This is a genomic window from Rossellomorea sp. y25, assembly GCF_038049935.1.
GTDB lineage: Bacteria > Bacillota > Bacilli > Bacillales > Bacillaceae_B > Rossellomorea.
Window position 1 is genome coordinate 2,035,135 of the sequence record NZ_CP145886.1, and the last position, 17,463, is coordinate 2,052,597.

Genomic DNA, 17,463 nt, shown 5'->3' on the forward strand with positions numbered 1-17,463 from the left:
TTTTTGAATGATTCATCACATTGGAGGAAATAGCGAAGAAATCCTTCTAAAAAAAGTGGACAGTGTATACATTGTAATACAGAGCTTTTTAAGGGGGAAACCTTCATGAGATTAAGCGAGTTAAGCGGAAAAGAAATCGTCGATTATAAAAAAGCAGAACGACTAGGAATTCTTGGGCAAACCGATCTTGAATTTAATGATAAGTCAGGAAATATCAATGCGCTTATCATTCCAACCGGAAAATGGCTGCGGAAGCAAGGCGGGGAAATTCGAGTACCCTGGCATCAAATAAGAACCATCGGAGCTGATATGATCATTCTGGAAGTATCGAATGATTAACGGAAGAAGAAGTTTGATGAAACGGGGCTTCCCCGTTTTTTTTATTGGACTTTCATTTAAATTATGAACAACCCACACCCTCCCGCAAAATTCCCCCTTCAAAACAATCCTACACCCTAAACATCCTTCCATCGCTTTTGTTCTCACCCATTAGGTATGAGCAACATACACTGTTGAAGTGAAAAGGGATTTAGAATAGCGATTATGTAAAAAGTAGGTGAAATCAGTGATGCTGACCGGAATGCAGATCGCAGTTCTAGGCGGAGATGCTCGTCAACTTGAGATTATTCGGAAGCTTACGGAGTTGGATGCTAAGATCTCACTCGTAGGTTTTGAACAACTAGATCATGCCTTTACAGGGGCTACGAAAGAAAAGCTGAGTGAAGTGGACTTTTCGATGATTGATGCCATTATCTTACCTGTACCCGGCACGAATCTACAAGGAGAAATTGATACGATTTTTTCCAACGAGAAAATCATTTTAACAGAAGAAATCGTGTCACAGACGCCAGAGCACTGTACGATCTATTCAGGAATTAGTAATAAGTACTTGGATCAAGTGATGTCTTCAACGCACCGGAAACTTGTTCAGTTGTTTGAGAGAGATGATGTTGCCATTTATAATTCCATCCCTACAGTAGAGGGAACGATTATGATGGCTATTCAACATACAGACTTTACCATTCACGGATCTACCATTGTCATATTAGGTCTGGGTAGGGTAGGTATGAGTGTAGCTAGAACGTTTCATCATTTAGGGGGAAAGGTGAAGGTAGGTGTTCGCAGAAGTGAGCATCTGGCCAGGGTGACCGAAATGGGTCTAGAGCCATTCCACTTGGATAACTTAGAAAAAGAGGTTGAGAATTGTGATATATGTATAAACACAATTCCAGTGCATATAGTCAAGGCTGCTGTGATAGCAAAAATGCCAGCTCATACATTAATTATTGATTTGGCTTCAAAGCCTGGAGGTACAGATTTTCGTTATGCAGAAAAGCGGGGCATTAAAGCATTGTTAGCCCCAGGGTTGCCTGGAATCGTGGCACCTAAGACAGCCGGGCAGATTCTGGCGAATGTTCTTTGTCAATTGCTAGAGGACGATTTTGATTTAGGAAAGGAGAGTTCATCATGAGCGTAAAAGGAAAACGAATCGGGTTTGGTCTGACAGGGTCTCATTGTACGTACGATGCCGTATTCCCCGAAATCGAACGATTAGTGAATAACGGTGCGGAAGTGATGCCGATTGTTACTTCGACCGTTATGAATACGGAAACGAGATTTGGTAAGGGAGAAGACTGGATCAAGCGGATTGAGGACGTGACGGGTCATAAGGTGATCGATTCAATCGTAAAGGCGGAGCCACTCGGTCCTAAAATTCCATTGGATTGCATGGTGATCGCTCCCCTTACAGGAAATTCAATGAGTAAATTCGCAAATGCAATGACAGATTCTCCGGTATTAATGGCTGCCAAAGCGACTCTTCGTAATCACCGACCGGTAGTACTGGGGATTTCAACAAATGATGCTCTTGGTTTAAATGGTGTAAATCTAATGAGATTAATATCAACGAAAGATATTTACTTTATCCCATTCGGTCAGGATGCGCCTGTTAGTAAACCAAAATCGATGGTAGCTAGAATGACGTTAATTCAGGAAACCATTGAAGAGGCAATTGAAGGAAGACAGCTTCAGCCTGTCGTAATCGAAAGATATTTAGATTAATACTTTAGAAGGCTATCACCTTGCACTGTTAAGATGGCCTTCTTTTCATGCATATAGAAGGATATGGCTCTCATTAAATTAAAATAATCAAAACTTATATAAAGAATTCCCTATTGTCGAATAATTGTTTATGTTAAAATATTCTTTATTATAGTAATAGACTAAAAGGTTATACCTACTATGAGAATACTGAATGGTTGGAAGGAGAGAAGAATTTGAATACAACGGGATTTCATGTAGCGGTTGTCGGTGCTACTGGTGCAGTGGGACAGCAAATGCTACAAACATTAGAAAAAAGGGATTTTCCAATAAAACAATTAACATTATTATCTTCAGCACGCTCTGCCGGGTCTACAGTTAGCTTCAAAGGGAAAGAATGGACGGTTGAAGAAGCGAAGCCTGAAAGTTTTGAAGGAGTCGACATTGCTTTATTTAGTGCAGGTGGGAGTGTATCCAAACTTCTTGCTCCTGAAGCCGTTAAACGTGGGGCGATTGTCGTCGACAACACAAGTGCATACCGAATGGATCCAGATGTTCCTCTAGTTGTTCCAGAAGTGAATGAAGAAGATATCAAACTTCATAACGGAATCATTGCGAATCCTAACTGTTCTACTATTCAGATGGTGGCAGCACTTGAACCGATTCGTAAAAAATATGGCTTATCGAAAGTTATCGTGTCAACTTATCAGGCAGTTTCAGGGGCAGGTGCAGTGGCAATCGATGAGCTTCACGCGCAATCACAAGCCATACTGTCAGGTGAATCATTTGAGCCAAGTGTCCTGCCTGTAAAAGGGGATAAAAAGCATTATCAAATTGCTTATAATGCCATACCACAAATTGATAAATTCCAGGAGAACGGCTTTACATTTGAAGAAATGAAAATGATCAATGAAACGAAAAAAATTATGCACATGCCATCTTTAAAGGTGTCTGCAACATGTGTTAGATTACCTGTTGTAACAGGTCACTCTGAAAGTGTATATATTGAAATTGAGAAGGATTCTGTTTCAGTGAAAGATATACACTCACTGTTAAAAGATGCTCCCGGGGTAACCTTGGAAGACGCCCCGGATGAACAAATTTATCCGATGCCTGCACATGCTGTAGGAAAACCGGATGTATTTGTAGGTAGAGTGCGTAAGGATCTTGACGAAGACAAGGGTTTCCATATGTGGGTTGTGTCTGACAACTTACTTAAGGGAGCGGCTTGGAACTCTGTTCAAATCGCAGAAAGTTTAATGAAACTTGGTTTAATTAAGTAACTAAGAGGGACCATGCCAGCAATTGATCTGTATATTTCCACTATTCGTTCTCACATACCTCTTGAACATATGACAATGAGGTGTAGTCATGAAAGTGATCGTTCAAAAATTTGGTGGAACGTCTGTACGTGATGAGGCAAGTCGCTTAAAGGCACTTGCCCACACAAAGCAAGCGATTGATAAGGGATATAAAGTGGTGGTAGTTGTTTCAGCTATGGGTAGAAAAGGCGAACCTTACGCTACTGACTCCCTGTTATCCTTAATCGGTGGCAGAAATACTTCAATTAGTAAGAGAGAGCAAGACTTATTATTATCTTGTGGAGAAATCATTTCTAGCCTGGTCTTCTCTAACATGCTGCTTGAACATGGAATCCGATCTACCGCTTTAACGGGTGCTCAAGCTGGGTTCCGAACAAATAATGATTTTAACAATGCGAAGATTATGGAAATGAAATGCAGCCGTTTGGTAAAAGAGCTGGAAATTCACGATGCAGTGGTCGTTGCCGGGTTTCAAGGTGCAACGAAAGATGGTGATGTCACCACGATAGGCAGAGGGGGGAGTGATACTTCCGCTTCTGCTTTAGGAGTGGCATTAAAGGCTGAATTCATCGATATTTTTACCGATGTTGAAGGGGTCATGACTGCAGATCCCCGCATTTCATCGAAAGCAAGACCGATAACGGTTGTTTCCTATAATGAAGTATGTAATATGGCATATCAGGGAGCAAAGGTGATTCATCCAAGAGCCGTTGAAATTGCAATGAATTCGAACGTTCCAATTCGAATCCGTTCCACATACTCAAATGGTGAAGGCACGCTTGTGACCACACTTGAAAATTCGAAAGCACATAAAGAATTTCGGAGTCATCCCGTAACAGGAATCGCTCATGTTCCCAATCTTACCCAAATTAAAGTATTCGCTAAGGAAGATCAATACAATCTTCAAGCCGAAGTCTTTAAAGCGATGGCTAAAGAGGGAATAAGCGTTGATTTCATTAACATTTCACCACGGGGAGTTGTTTACACTGTTGCCTCATCGGTTGCAGAAGAAGCGATTACCGTTCTGAAAAATATAGGTCATAAACCGATTGTAGAGTCTGAATGTGCTAAGATTTCAGTAGTGGGAGCGGGGATGACAGGGGTTCCTGGGGTGACTTCAGCCATTGTATCGTCGCTTTCCAACGAAGGAATCCGAATCCTCCAGTCAGCAGATAGTCATACGACTATTTGGGTTCTGGTGAAAGAGATGGACCTGATTAATGCGATTAATGCACTTCATGATACATTTCAACTACAAGAGAGAACCGCTACATTCAGGGTAGGATAAACATAAGAGGAGAGTGACAAGATTGAATTTTGGCCGCGTTTCTACGGCGATGGTTACCCCATTTGACCGTAAAGGAAATATTGATTTCATCAAGACGACCCAATTAATACAGTATTTGATTGAAAATGGATCAGATTCGTTAGTAGTAGCCGGGACGACGGGTGAGTCTCCTACTTTAACAAAAGAAGAAAAGATTGCTTTATTTCGACATGTAGTAAAAGTAGTAAACGGAAGAGTACCTGTGATTGCCGGGACGGGAAGCAATAACACGCATGCCTCAATCGAGCTTACCAAAAAGGCAGTAGATGCAGGCGTAGATGCCATCATGCTGGTGACTCCATACTATAATAAGCCGAGTCAGGAAGGCTTATTCCAGCATTTCAAGGCGATTGCCGAATCAACAAGCTTACCTGTCATGCTGTATAATATCCCTGGACGTTCAAGCGTCAATGTTTCTCCTGAAACCATCATTCGATTGTCAGAGATTGAAAACATCGTAGCTGTTAAAGAAGCAAGCGGTGACTTAGATAGCATGACTGAAATCATTTCACATACGCCAGACGATTTTATGCTGTATAGTGGCGATGACGGTCTTACCCTGCCTGTATTGTCTATAGGTGGAACTGGTATCGTGTCTGTTGCCTCACATATCATCGGAAACGAAATGCAGGAAATGGTTACTGCATTCATAGGTGGAAATCCAATGCAGGCAGCCGGTCTGCATCAAAAACTTCTTCCGATCATGAAAGGGTTATTCACAAGTCCAAACCCTACCCCAGTAAAAACAGCCCTGCAGATGAAGGGCATGGACGTTGGATCTGTCCGTTTACCATTAATTCCACTAACTGAAGTGGAAAGAGCAAAGCTGTCTCAACTGCTGAACGTATTATCTTAGAAAATTTTTTTCAGAAAGCCCTTTGTTACTGAAAGTGAATTTGTATAAGTTGATTGGAGCCGAAATCAACCAATGCTCGCTTATCAACACCGTTTACAAAATATCCAATGAAAAAGACTGTGGAGGCCATTCCCCCACAGTCTTTTCATATGAAAAAGGAAAATTATGCCCAAAAATCAGTAATAGATTAATTTATTTTAAAGAAGAAGGATTTAGTCACATTGTATCGAAATAGTAATGTAGTAAAAATGAATGCAGTCTTTTTCCTAATCTTGTTATAGGTAGGATAAAATTGGTTGTACTCCCAAAATATTATCAAGTATAATAAATGTAACTGATTGAAGATCGGGAAAGGCACAGCATAGGAGGACATAATGTGAGTAAGACAAAGAATGAAAGTATTAAGATCATTCCGCTCGGAGGAGTGGGAGAAATTGGTAAGAATATGTACGTGATTGAAGTGGATCATGAAATTTTCGTGGTTGACGCCGGGCTGATGTTCCCTGAAAATGAAATGCTCGGAATTGATATCGTGATTCCTGACATTCAATACCTCATTGAAAATAAAGAACGTGTGAAAGGAATCTTCTTGACTCATGGGCATGAGGATAGCATTGGAGCAATTTCATACGTACTTAATAAGATAAAGGCACCTGTTTATGGCACACGGTTAACCAATGCCCTCGTAAAGGCACGATTGAAGGATGATAATATCCGGGAAGATGTGAAATTCTATACGATTCACTCTGATAGCCATCTCACCTTTGATGGAGTGAATGTAACGTTCTTTAAAACCACACATAGTATTCCAGATTCTGTTGGTGTTTGTATACATACATCTGAAGGGGGCATCGTCCATACCGGGGAATTCAAATTTGATCAATCAGCTAAACACCTTTATCGCCCGGATTTAGGCAAAATGGCTCAAATCGGTGAGAAAGGTGTACTTTGTTTATTGTCTGACAGCACCGAAGCGGAGAGACCCGGCTACACAACTTCCGAGGCCGTCATTGAACAGCATATAACAGACGCTTTACGGAAGGCATCCGGAAGAGTGATTGTAGCTTGCTTTGCATCTAATTTAATTCGGCTTCAGCAAGTTTTTGATGCAGCAGAGCAAAATAATCGTAAAGTGGCCGTAGTGGGTAAGAGTTTGAAGAGAGTATATGATGTAGCATTAAAATTAGGCTATCTTCACGTACGGGATGAGATGATCATCGGAATTGATGAGATTGGTGAATATCCTAAAGATGAAGTCGTCATCATCGCAACCGGGACACAAGGAGAACCGTTTGAAGCACTGCAGCGGATGTCAAAACGCTCCCATCGTCTTGTGAATATCGAAGAAGGTGATACAGTCCTTATTACCGCCTCCCCTTCACCTGGCATGGAAGTCATTGTAGGGAAGACAATTGACATGCTTTACAGAGCAGGAGCAAACGTCTTGACGGCTAATAAGAAGGTTCATGTTTCAGGGCATGGGAGTCAGGAAGATCTAAAGTTCATGTTAAATATCATGAAGCCGAAGTATTTCATTCCAATACAAGGTGAGTATAAAATGCTGGTGGCGCATACCCAGATCGCACACGATATCGGTCTTCCGTATAAGCAAATTTTCATTTTGGATAAGGGAGATGTGCTTCAATACAAGGACGGCAAGATGAGAATGAGCGGACGGGTACAGGCAGGGAATGTGTTAATCGATGGAATTGGTGTAGGGGACGTAGGGAATATCGTCCTTCGCGACCGTAAGCTATTATCAGAAGACGGTGTATTTACAGTCGTTGTGACGATCAACCGCAGATCCAAATCGATTGTGTCCGGTCCTGAAATCATTTCACGCGGCTTCGTTTACGTGAGGGAATCAGAAGAGTTGATTGAAGGAGCAGGAGGTATCGTGACTGATGTGGTACATTCCTATTTACAAAAAGGCTCTTTTGAATGGACAACCATCAAACAAGATATCAGAGATCAACTCAATTACTATCTATTCAATAAAACACGGAGAAGACCAATGATTTTACCGATCATCATGGAAGTATAATACGTGAGGCTATTTGTTTGAGTATGTTTGAACAAATAGCCTCACTTTTATTATTTGGACTAAACTATAAAGTATGAAAACACTCCCTTATTAAAATAATAACAAGAGAATGGAAATGAAAAGGAGATGTTTTCATGGAAGAAAATCATGAACGTATGCAGGATCAGCCAAATAAAGGCCAGGATGATAATAAAGATAAACCATCAGGATTAATGGAAAAGATTCAGCAATTAGGGCAAACCAATGTCCCGCAACTCTCTCAGGATTCCAATATCCATTGCTTAACGATAGTGGGTCAAATAGAAGGGCATATGCAACTTCCACCTCAAAATAAAACAACGAAGTATGAACATGTTATTCCTCAACTTGTAGCAATCGAACAAAACCCGAAAATAGAGGGTTTGGTAGTGATTTTAAATACGGTAGGCGGTGATGTGGAAGCCGGACTCGCCATTTCTGAAATGATCGCTTCCCTTTCTAAACCTACAGTATCCGTTGTATTAGGAGGAGGGCATAGTATTGGTGTACCGATTGCCGTCTCTTGCGATTTCTCCTACATTGCGAGCACTGCAACAATGACCATTCACCCGGTTCGCTTGACGGGATTAGTGATCGGGGTTCCGCAGACATTTGAGTACTTAGATAAAATGCAGGATAGGGTAGTTAGTTTCGTAACGAAGCATAGTAATATTTCGGAAGAAGATTTTAAAGACCTGATGTTTGCAAAAGGTAACCTTACACGGGATATCGGTACGAATGTGGTCGGTGACGATGCCGTTGAATACGGCCTGATAGATGGGATAGGTGGCATTGGGACAGCCATTAAAAAGATTAACGAGTTAATTGAGATGAAAAAGCAATCGGATCAACAAGAAGGGTTAGTACAATGATCCTTTATACAGTTGTTCCCAATGATGTTGTATTTCCAACAGATGCAAGTGAATTCAGTGGTCAAATGATGATGGAATATCAGGGTGTTCCGGTCCTCGTTCAGCAGGAGGAGAACCGGTATCGAATTGTGAGGGTCATGAGTAGTGACCCTGCACATTATCTCGATAATCAGATTTGCCCGGGTGAATTTATCAACAATTAAGAGAGAAAGAGGATTTTCCCGAAATAGTGGATATGCTATAATATTACTGGAAGAGATAATCATAATGATACTTTAAGTTAACGGGAAGGGTCTGACACCTTAGGCACATAGATTGCCCCAAAGGATCAGCCCTTTCTTCATCTTTATGTACATAAGAAGAAAGACTTCAATAGAATTTAGGTGAATTGGATTGGCAAAACGAAAAAGAAGAAAAAAACGATCTGCAACAAGTTCAACCTTAAAACAAACCATCAAGTATGAAATTACAGGAATGATCCTTGCTGCCCTCAGTTTGATTTCAATCATAGAGCTTGGAGCTGTAGGGAAAGCAGTGGTATATTTCTATCGATTCTTTCTGGGTGAATGGTATATGGTTGCCCTCCTGTGGATGCTGTATGTGGCCGGGTACCTCATGATTAAACGAGAGACTCCTATGTTATTTAGTCGCAGGCTTATTGGGATTTATATCATCATTGCGAGCTTCTTACTATTGAGTCATGTGAAATTATTTGATTTGCTCTCAAATGATGGTTCTTTCGATAATCCAAGTGTCATCATGAATACGTGGGATTTGTATTGGATGGATGTAGGCGGGGAAACGAGCACATCTGATCTTGGTGGTGGAATGATAGGGAGCGTTTTATTTGCCGTTTCTTATTTTCTATTTGACTCGCAAGGAGCAAGAATTGTTAGTGCAACATTCATATTGATCGGAATCATACTAGTGACAGGTAAATCCATCGGGGATGTGCTGGGAAGAGCAGGAAAGCGCTTTGGTGCATTCTTAAGCGGACAATGGTCCGCATTCAAACAGGATATGAATGACTGGAGAGAAGATCAGTTAAAGAAAAAAGAAGTGAAAGAAAAGAAAAAGAAAGAAGCTCCAGTGAAGCAGGAGAAAGCGGTTGAAACCCAGGTGCCTCAGCAAGAGGAAACAAGTGAACCGATTATCTCAAACTTCGCGGAACGTGCATACGGAGGGGCTCAGACGAAAGAAGAACCATCCTCTTCAGGAGCGGGAATGAATGGTGAAAAAGACGATGCTGCCGCTAACGAAAAGTCCGATTCAGAAGGGGAAGCGGACTCTGCACCACCAATTACATTTACTGAAATAGAAAATAAGGATTATAAACTACCGTCTATTTCGTTATTAAAGAGTCCTAGAAAAACAGATCAGAGTAATGAATATCAACTGATTCATGCCAACGCAGCCAAACTTGAAAGAACCTTCCAAAGCTTCGGAGTAAAAGCGAAAGTGACACAAGTTCACTTGGGTCCAGCCGTCACCAAATATGAAGTACACCCGGATGTAGGTGTGAAAGTAAGCCGCATCGTGAATCTTAGTGATGATTTAGCCTTGGCTCTTGCGGCTAAAGATATCCGAATCGAAGCTCCTATTCCAGGAAAATCGGCTATCGGTATTGAAGTTCCTAACTCAGAGGTTGCCATGGTCTCTTTACGAGAGGTACTTGAAGCCAAGGAACATAATAAACCGGATGCCAAGCTCCAAATTGGATTAGGAAGGGATATTACGGGTGAAGCCGTACTTGCAGAACTGAATAAAATGCCTCACTTACTTGTGGCCGGGGCCACAGGAAGTGGAAAGAGTGTCTGTATTAATGGAATTATCACCAGTATACTTATGAGAGCTAAACCACATGAAGTCAAGCTCATGATGATTGATCCAAAAATGGTGGAACTAAATGTATATAATGGGGTGCCGCACCTATTAGCTCCCGTAGTAACGGATGCGAAGAAAGCTTCACAGGCATTAAAAAAGGTTGTAAGCGAAATGGAACGGAGATATGAATTGTTCTCCCACACAGGAACAAGAAATATTGAAGGCTACAACGACTACGTCAAGAGACAGAATCTCGAGAACGAAGAAAAGCAGCCGCTGCTTCCTTACATTGTGGTCATAGTAGATGAATTAGCCGACTTAATGATGGTTGCTTCTAACGATGTTGAAGATGCCATCACAAGACTCGCACAGATGGCCCGTGCCGCAGGGATACATTTGATCATTGCGACACAGCGTCCTTCAGTGGATGTTATTACAGGGGTCATCAAAGCGAATATACCATCAAGGATTGCGTTTGCCGTATCATCTCAGACCGACTCCAGAACCATTCTGGATTCCGGGGGTGCTGAAAAACTATTGGGCAGAGGAGACATGCTCTTCATGCCTGTAGGGGCTTCAAAGCCAACAAGGGTTCAAGGCGCCTTCTTATCTGATGAAGAAGTAGAAGAAATCGTTGATTTTGTTATCTCCCAACAAAAGGCACAGTATCAGGAAGAAATGATTCCAGATGAAATTCAGGAAGATGAGAAAACGGGCGAAGCAGAAGACGAACTATATAATGATGCAGTTCAATTAATCGCTGAAATGCAGACGGCATCCGTATCCATGCTTCAAAGGAGATTTAGGATCGGTTATACGAGAGCTGCCAGGTTGATTGATGAAATGGAAGTAAGAGGTGTTGTAGGACCCTATGAAGGAAGTAAGCCAAGAACCGTCTTAATCGGTAAGCCTTCAGAAGAGCAAAGCTCTTAATAAAAGGTGTGTTACCCTATTAAAAACAAATGGGGTTACACACCTTTTTTTTGTAAGTAATTAAGGGGGAAAGCTTAAAATGAATGCGATTCATTTTATCTTATTCTAGTTTATCCACCAATGTGTTATACTATTAAAAGCGTTTACAAATGTAATGTCATTGTATAACTATTGTAAAGAATGAAAATGAACACACTCTCTATTGTAAAATATTTGTAAAAATACACCATGTAAACCTATTCATCACAATGAAATTACTACTTATTAACAAAAAAGGATTTTAAATTGTCTTTCTAATCATTTTTTTCGACAAAATCACACAATGCTATTTATTTATGAAAAGAAAAGTGTTATAGTATTTTCGATTAGTAGGAAAGATATACATCAGAGGTCTGATGTCTTGAGAAAATTTGGTGGTGGTTCCAGTGACAATAAAAACAGACAATCGACATTTATACTTACAAGTGATTGACCGTTTGAAGAAAGACATTGAGGCGGGAGTTTACAAAGAAAAAGAAAAACTTCCATCTGAATTCGATCTCTCCAAACAACTAGGTGTGAGTAGGGCTACTCTCCGTGAAGCTCTCAGGATTCTTGAGGAAGAAAGTGTCATCGTAAGACGTCATGGGGTAGGTACATTTGTAAATGCTAAACCGCTCTTTACTTCTGGTATTGAGCAACTGAACAGTGTAACGAACATGATTAAGCAGGCTGGTATGGAGCCAGGGACCATTTTCTTAAGCTCAACAACTCAAGAAGCTACTGAGGATGATGTGAAGAGGTTTACTTGCAATGAAGAGGACGACGTGATTCTGATTGAACGGGTTCGTACGGCAAACGGGGAACCGGTTGTGTATTGTGTGGACAAAATTCCTGAAAAGGTTATGCCACGTAATTTCACCCATGAAGATAACTCTATTTTCACTGTTTTAGAAAAACGAGAGAATAAGAGAATTACCCATGCCGTTGCACAAATTGAACCTATGGGGTATCACGATAAAATCTCCCCTATTCTAAATTGTGAACCAGAAACGGCACTACTCGTTTTAAAGCAAATGCATTTTGATGAAAACGATGAGCCGATTCTGTACTCAGTAAACTATTTCAGATCCGACAAATTTAGCTTCCACGTATTAAGAAAGCGTGTATAACAACAATCAATCTTTCTACTAATTATTACAATATTAGGGGGTACTCTAGGTGAAAAAACGTAAATTTGGTTTAGCGTTGTCATTTGTTCTAGCTGCAGGTACATTATTAGGTGCTTGTGGAACAAGCGAGGACAAAGAAGGTGCATCTAGTGGTGAAGGTAACAAGAAAGAAGATCAATTTACAGTAGCAATGGTTACAGATGTCGGTGGAGTAGATGACAAATCTTTCAACCAATCGGCTTGGGAAGGTTTAAAAGCTTTCGGTGAAGAAAATGACTTAGAAAAAGGTAAAGAAGGATATGACTACCTTCAATCACAATCTGATGCTGACTATGCTACTAACTTAAACACATTAGCTCGTCAAGACTTTGACTTAGTATATGGTATCGGCTTCCTTATGGAAGGTGCAATCAATGACATTGCACAACAACAAAAAGATTCTCATTTTGCAATCGTTGATGCTGTTGTAGATCAGCCAAACGTTGCAAGCATCATGTTTAAAGAACAAGAAGCTTCTTTCTTGGCTGGAGTTGCAGCTGGATTAGCTACAAAAACGAATAAAATTGGATTCATCGGTGGTATGGAGATTCCGGTAATCGAACGTTTCCATGCTGGTTTCATCGCTGGTGTTAAATCAGTTAACCCGGATGCGGAAATCGTTGCAGACTATGCAGGAGCTTTTGATAAAGCTGAACTTGGTCAAACGATCGCTTCTAAAATGTACTCTCAAGATGTAGATGTTATTTTCCATGCAGCTGGTGGTACTGGTAATGGCTTATTCAAAGAAGCGCGTGACTTAAAAGAAAAAGATCCTTCCCGTGAGCTTTGGGCAATCGGTGTTGACTCTGATCAAGCTGCAGAAGGTAAAGTTGGCGACCATAACATTGTTCTGACATCTGCATTGAAACGAGTTGACAACGCGGTTAAAGACCTTGCAACAAAAGCTCAAGACGGAAATTTCCCTGGTGGAGAACAAATCTTATACGGTCTTAAAGAAGACGGTGTAGGACTTGCTGAATTAAATGAAGAGCTTTCTAACAAAGATGAAGTAATGCAAAAAGTTGATGAATGGAAAGAGAAAATTAATAGCGGAGATGTGACAGTTCCAGAATCTGTTAAAGAAGCGGAATCTTTCTCAGCTAACTAATTTTAAATGGGATAAGCGGGCCAAGGATAGCCGGTCTCTTATCCCTTTTTTAAAAGGAATATTCATAATAATTAAAAATCTAATTGAAGTATAGAAATATTTTTCTATCTTTCATTTAGATTTTTATCCGGGGAAACCCTTTTTTTCTAGCAAGTTAAGGTCTGACCTCTAACTACTAGATAAATATCCCTAGCCTACGCAAGGAGTGAATAGCAATGGATTATGTAATTGAGATGCTGAATATTCGTAAAGAGTTTCCAGGCATCGTAGCAAACGATAATATTACCCTCCAGCTCAAAAAAGGTGAAATTCATGCGCTTCTTGGTGAAAATGGAGCAGGTAAGTCCACACTGATGAATGTATTATTTGGACTTTACCAACCTGAGCAAGGAGAAATTCGTGTAAAGGGTCAGAAAGTAAACATCACCAATCCCAATATCGCCAACGACTTGGGAATCGGAATGGTCCATCAGCATTTTATGCTTGTGGATACTTTTACAGTAACAGAAAACATTATTCTCGGAAGAGAGCCTAAGTCCGGTGCAACGGTGGATATTAAAAAGGCAGAGAAGGATATTTTGGAAATATCAGAAAGATATGGTTTAAAAGTGGATCCGACGGCTAAAATTTCTGAAATTTCAGTAGGTATGCAGCAGCGTGTGGAAATCTTGAAAACACTTTATCGCGGGGCGGAAATTTTGATCTTTGATGAGCCAACGGCGGTACTGACCCCTCAAGAAATCAAAGAACTTATTCAAATTATGAAAACTCTCATTCAAGAAGGTAAGTCTATTATTCTTATCACCCATAAGCTTAAAGAGATTATGGAAGTGTGTGATAATGTAACCGTTATCAGAAAAGGTAAAGGGATTGGGACAGTGAAAGTATCAGAGACTGACCCGAACCATCTTGCGAGTCTGATGGTAGGGCGTGAAGTAACCTTCAAAACTGAGAAAATAGAAGCAAATCCTGCAGGCAATGTACTTGAGATACGTGATTTAAACGTGAAAGATCATCGGAATGTACCAGTAGTAAAAGGATTGAACCTTGAAGTGAAGGCCGGGGAAATACTGGGTATTGCAGGGGTCGACGGCAACGGGCAAAGTGAACTGATAGAAGCCATTACAGGGTTACACAAAACCGATGGTGGCTCGATTAAGCTGAATGGAAAAGATATAGTCAATATGAAGCCGCGTAAGATATACGAAACAGGTGTAGGTCATATTCCTCAGGATCGTCACAAGCACGGATTAGTATTAGATTTTCCAATAGGTGAAAATATGGTTCTACAAACCTATTACAAAAAGCCTTATTCAAATAAAGGGATATTAAGCTATAAAAACATCTACAATCAAGCGAGAAAGCTAATCTCAGAGTTTGATGTAAGAACACCTTCGGAATATACTCTTGCCCGGGCATTGTCCGGTGGTAATCAACAAAAGGCGATTATCGGCAGGGAAGTCGATCGTGACCCGGACTTGTTGATTGCAGCTCAACCGACTCGTGGTTTGGATGTAGGGGCCATTGAGTTCATCCACAAACGTCTGATCGAGCAGCGGGATAACGGGAAAGCCGTGCTATTACTTTCATTTGAACTAGATGAAATCATGAATGTAAGTGATCGTATCGCCGTTATTTATGAAGGCCAAATCGTAGCGATTGTGAATCCGAAAGAAACGACCGAACAAGAGCTTGGACTGCTGATGGCTGGATCAAAGAGGAAGGAAACGGGGGAAAACGAACATGTCTAATCGATTAACAAATATATTAATCCCGATTATTTCAGTCCTTTTGGGTATTATTGTCGGAACCATTATCATGCTTGTAAGCGGGTATGATCCGATTGCCGGATATTCTGCATTATGGCAAGGTATTTTCGGCGAAATCTACTATGTAGGGGAAACGGTACGTCAAGTTACACCGTACATTTTAGCGGGATTGGCTGTGGCCTTTGCCTTTAGAACCGGTTTATTCAATATCGGGGTCGAAGGACAATTGATTGTAGGCTGGCTTGCTGCTGTATGGGTGGGGGTTGCTTTCGATGAGTTACCAAAAATCATTCATTTGCCCCTTGCCATCATTGCAGCAGCACTAGCTGGAGCGTTATGGGGCTTTATTCCTGGGTTGCTTAAAGCAAGATTTCGTGTGCACGAAGTAATTGTAACAATCATGATGAACTATATTGCTCTTCACGTCACCAATGCGATTATCCGTGATGTCCTAACTGAGCGTAAAGATCGTACGGATTATATCGCTGAAACGGCATCACTTAAGTCTCCGTTCTTCGAAAGCTTAACGGATTACTCCCGCCTGCATTGGGGAGTTTTCATTGCCCTTCTTTGTGTATTCATCATGTGGTTCCTATTAGAGAAAACAACACGTGGATATGAACTGCGTTCTGTTGGTTTTAACCAGCACGCTTCTCAATATGCCGGGATGAACGTAAACGGAAACATTATTCTTTCCATGGTCATCTCAGGAGCGTTTGCTGGACTGGCTGGTGCTATGGAAGGTTTAGGGACATTTGGTTATGCTTCTATTAAAGGAGGATTTACAGGGGTCGGATTCGACGGGATTGCTGTAGCTCTATTGGGAGGAAATGTTGCCATTGGTGTTGTGTTCGCAGCACTATTATTTGGAGGGCTAAAAGTCGGTGCATTGAATATGCCTCTTGAAGCAGGTATTCCAAATGAACTAGTAGACATTATTATTGCCCTTATTATTTTCTTTGTAGCATCTGGTTATATGATTCGTTATCTAATTCAACGATTTAGTAAAAAGGGGGTGAAGTAAGTGGGCTTTATTGATATCTTGACAATCCTTATTCCATCAACATTATTGTGGGCATCACCACTTATTTTCACTGCTTTGGGCGGAGCATTCTCTGAACGTTCTGGTGTCGTTAATATTGGACTTGAAGGTTTAATGGTCATAGGCGCTTTCGCAAGTATCGTTTTCAACCTTGCTTTCGCAGATGTATTCGGTGATGCAACTCCTTGGGTAGCACTGCTTATAGCCATGGCAATGGGAGCGTTACTAGCTGTCTTACATGCAGTTGCTTCTATCACCTTTAGAGCTGATCAAGTAGTATCAGGTGTGGCAATCAACCTGCTTGCTATTGGATTAACCCTTTTCTTAGTGAAACGTATTTACGGGAAAGGTCAAACTGATATTATTTCTGAAGGATTCGGGAAAGTGGATGTGCCATTACTGAATAAAATTCCGGTGATTGGAAATATTTTCTTCTCTAACACATACTGGCCACCATTTGTAGCCATTCTAGTATCCATCATTGTTTGGTTCATTATGTTTAAGACACCATTCGGGCTGAGACTTCGTTCAGTCGGTGAGCATCCAATGGCAGCAGACACAATGGGAATCAACGTTACGAAAATGCGCTATATCGGTGTCATCATTTCTGGGGCTTTTGCAGGAATTGGCGGGGGAGTATATGCTCAATCGATTTCTTCAGATTTTAGTCACGCCACGATCAGTGGACAAGGTTTCATGGCCTTAGCCGCTTTGATCTTCGGTAAGTGGCATCCATTAGGTGCCATGGGTGCAGCATTATTCTTTGGATTCGCTCAAAGTTTAAGTATCATCGGATCGAGCATTCCATTATTTGAGAACATTCCAAGTGTATATCTGTTAATCGCTCCTTACGTGTTAACAATCCTTGCACTTACCGGCTTCATCGGCCGTGCAGATGCGCCAAAAGCGCTTGGCACACCGTACATCAAAGGAAATCGTTAATTTTCATGAGCAATACACGAAAAAGGTATCTCGGCATTCGAGGTACCTTTTTTGGTGAAACAAAAGAATGAGACATATTGAATATTTTCCATACATATAATAGTTTACTCTATGGGTATTTTTCCAATAGAGGAAGATGCTTGAAATCAACATCTCAGTACATGTATAGTTATACA

The 17,463-nt window shown here is 40.9% G+C and carries 15 protein-coding genes; all 15 read left to right on the plus strand.

Going from position 1 to position 17,463, the window contains the following annotated elements; genetic code table 11:
- Nucleotides 1-105: 105 nt before the first annotated feature.
- Nucleotides 106-339: a YlmC/YmxH family sporulation protein gene (locus AAEM60_RS10170; protein ID WP_299740949.1), complete on the plus strand. Its 234-nt coding sequence runs from the start codon at nucleotides 106-108 to the stop codon at nucleotides 337-339.
- A 229-nt stretch (nucleotides 340-568) separates the two neighbouring features.
- Nucleotides 569-1,471, plus strand: a complete 903-nt coding sequence (gene dpaA, locus AAEM60_RS10175) for a dipicolinic acid synthetase subunit A (RefSeq protein WP_299740951.1) — start codon at nucleotides 569-571, stop codon at nucleotides 1,469-1,471.
- Nucleotides 1,468-2,061: a dipicolinate synthase subunit B gene (gene dpaB / locus AAEM60_RS10180; protein WP_299740953.1), complete on the plus strand. Its 594-nt coding sequence runs from the start codon at nucleotides 1,468-1,470 to the stop codon at nucleotides 2,059-2,061. Before dpaA ends, dpaB begins: the two co-directional genes overlap by 4 nt.
- 215 nt (nucleotides 2,062-2,276) lie before the next feature.
- Entirely contained in the window at nucleotides 2,277-3,323 is a 1,047-nt protein-coding gene (gene asd / locus AAEM60_RS10185; protein ID WP_299740955.1) for an aspartate-semialdehyde dehydrogenase, read from the plus strand.
- 88 nt (nucleotides 3,324-3,411) lie between these two features.
- Nucleotides 3,412-4,650 (plus strand): aspartate kinase, encoded by a 1,239-nt coding sequence (gene dapG / locus AAEM60_RS10190; RefSeq protein ID WP_299740957.1) that lies wholly within the window; start codon nucleotides 3,412-3,414, stop codon nucleotides 4,648-4,650.
- A gap of 22 nt (nucleotides 4,651-4,672) precedes the next feature.
- On the plus strand, nucleotides 4,673-5,545 hold the full coding sequence (gene dapA, locus AAEM60_RS10195; protein WP_299740959.1) for a 4-hydroxy-tetrahydrodipicolinate synthase: 873 nt from the start codon (nucleotides 4,673-4,675) through the stop codon (nucleotides 5,543-5,545).
- Nucleotides 5,546-5,921: 376 nt separating this feature from the next.
- Nucleotides 5,922-7,589, plus strand: a complete 1,668-nt coding sequence (locus AAEM60_RS10200; protein WP_299740961.1) for a ribonuclease J — start codon at nucleotides 5,922-5,924, stop codon at nucleotides 7,587-7,589.
- A 155-nt stretch (nucleotides 7,590-7,744) separates the two neighbouring features.
- Entirely contained in the window at nucleotides 7,745-8,479 is a 735-nt protein-coding gene (locus AAEM60_RS10205; RefSeq protein WP_149156060.1) for an ATP-dependent Clp protease proteolytic subunit, read from the plus strand.
- Nucleotides 8,476-8,682 carry a YlzJ-like family protein gene (locus tag AAEM60_RS10210; RefSeq protein WP_299740963.1) on the plus strand — a complete coding sequence of 69 codons (207 nt, stop codon included), beginning with the start codon at nucleotides 8,476-8,478 and terminating at the stop codon, nucleotides 8,680-8,682. The genes AAEM60_RS10205 and AAEM60_RS10210 overlap by 4 nt, the downstream gene beginning before the upstream one ends.
- Before the next feature lie 190 nt (nucleotides 8,683-8,872).
- Nucleotides 8,873-11,236, plus strand: coding sequence for a DNA translocase FtsK (locus AAEM60_RS10215; protein ID WP_299740965.1), 2,364 nt, complete (start codon nucleotides 8,873-8,875; stop codon nucleotides 11,234-11,236).
- Nucleotides 11,237-11,661: 425 nt separating this feature from the next.
- A complete protein-coding gene (locus tag AAEM60_RS10220) occupies nucleotides 11,662-12,387 on the plus strand; it encodes a GntR family transcriptional regulator (RefSeq protein ID WP_299740966.1) in 726 nt (241 codons plus the stop codon).
- 49 nt (nucleotides 12,388-12,436) lie between these two features.
- On the plus strand, nucleotides 12,437-13,534 hold the full coding sequence (locus AAEM60_RS10225) for a BMP family protein (protein WP_299740968.1): 1,098 nt from the start codon (nucleotides 12,437-12,439) through the stop codon (nucleotides 13,532-13,534).
- A gap of 215 nt (nucleotides 13,535-13,749) precedes the next feature.
- Entirely contained in the window at nucleotides 13,750-15,285 is a 1,536-nt protein-coding gene (locus tag AAEM60_RS10230; RefSeq protein WP_299740970.1) for an ABC transporter ATP-binding protein, read from the plus strand.
- Entirely contained in the window at nucleotides 15,278-16,327 is a 1,050-nt protein-coding gene (locus AAEM60_RS10235) for an ABC transporter permease (protein WP_299740972.1), read from the plus strand. The genes AAEM60_RS10230 and AAEM60_RS10235 overlap by 8 nt, the downstream gene beginning before the upstream one ends.
- A complete protein-coding gene (locus AAEM60_RS10240) occupies nucleotides 16,328-17,287 on the plus strand; it encodes an ABC transporter permease (protein WP_299740974.1) in 960 nt (319 codons plus the stop codon). It begins immediately after the preceding gene.
- Nucleotides 17,288-17,463 lie beyond the last annotated feature (176 nt).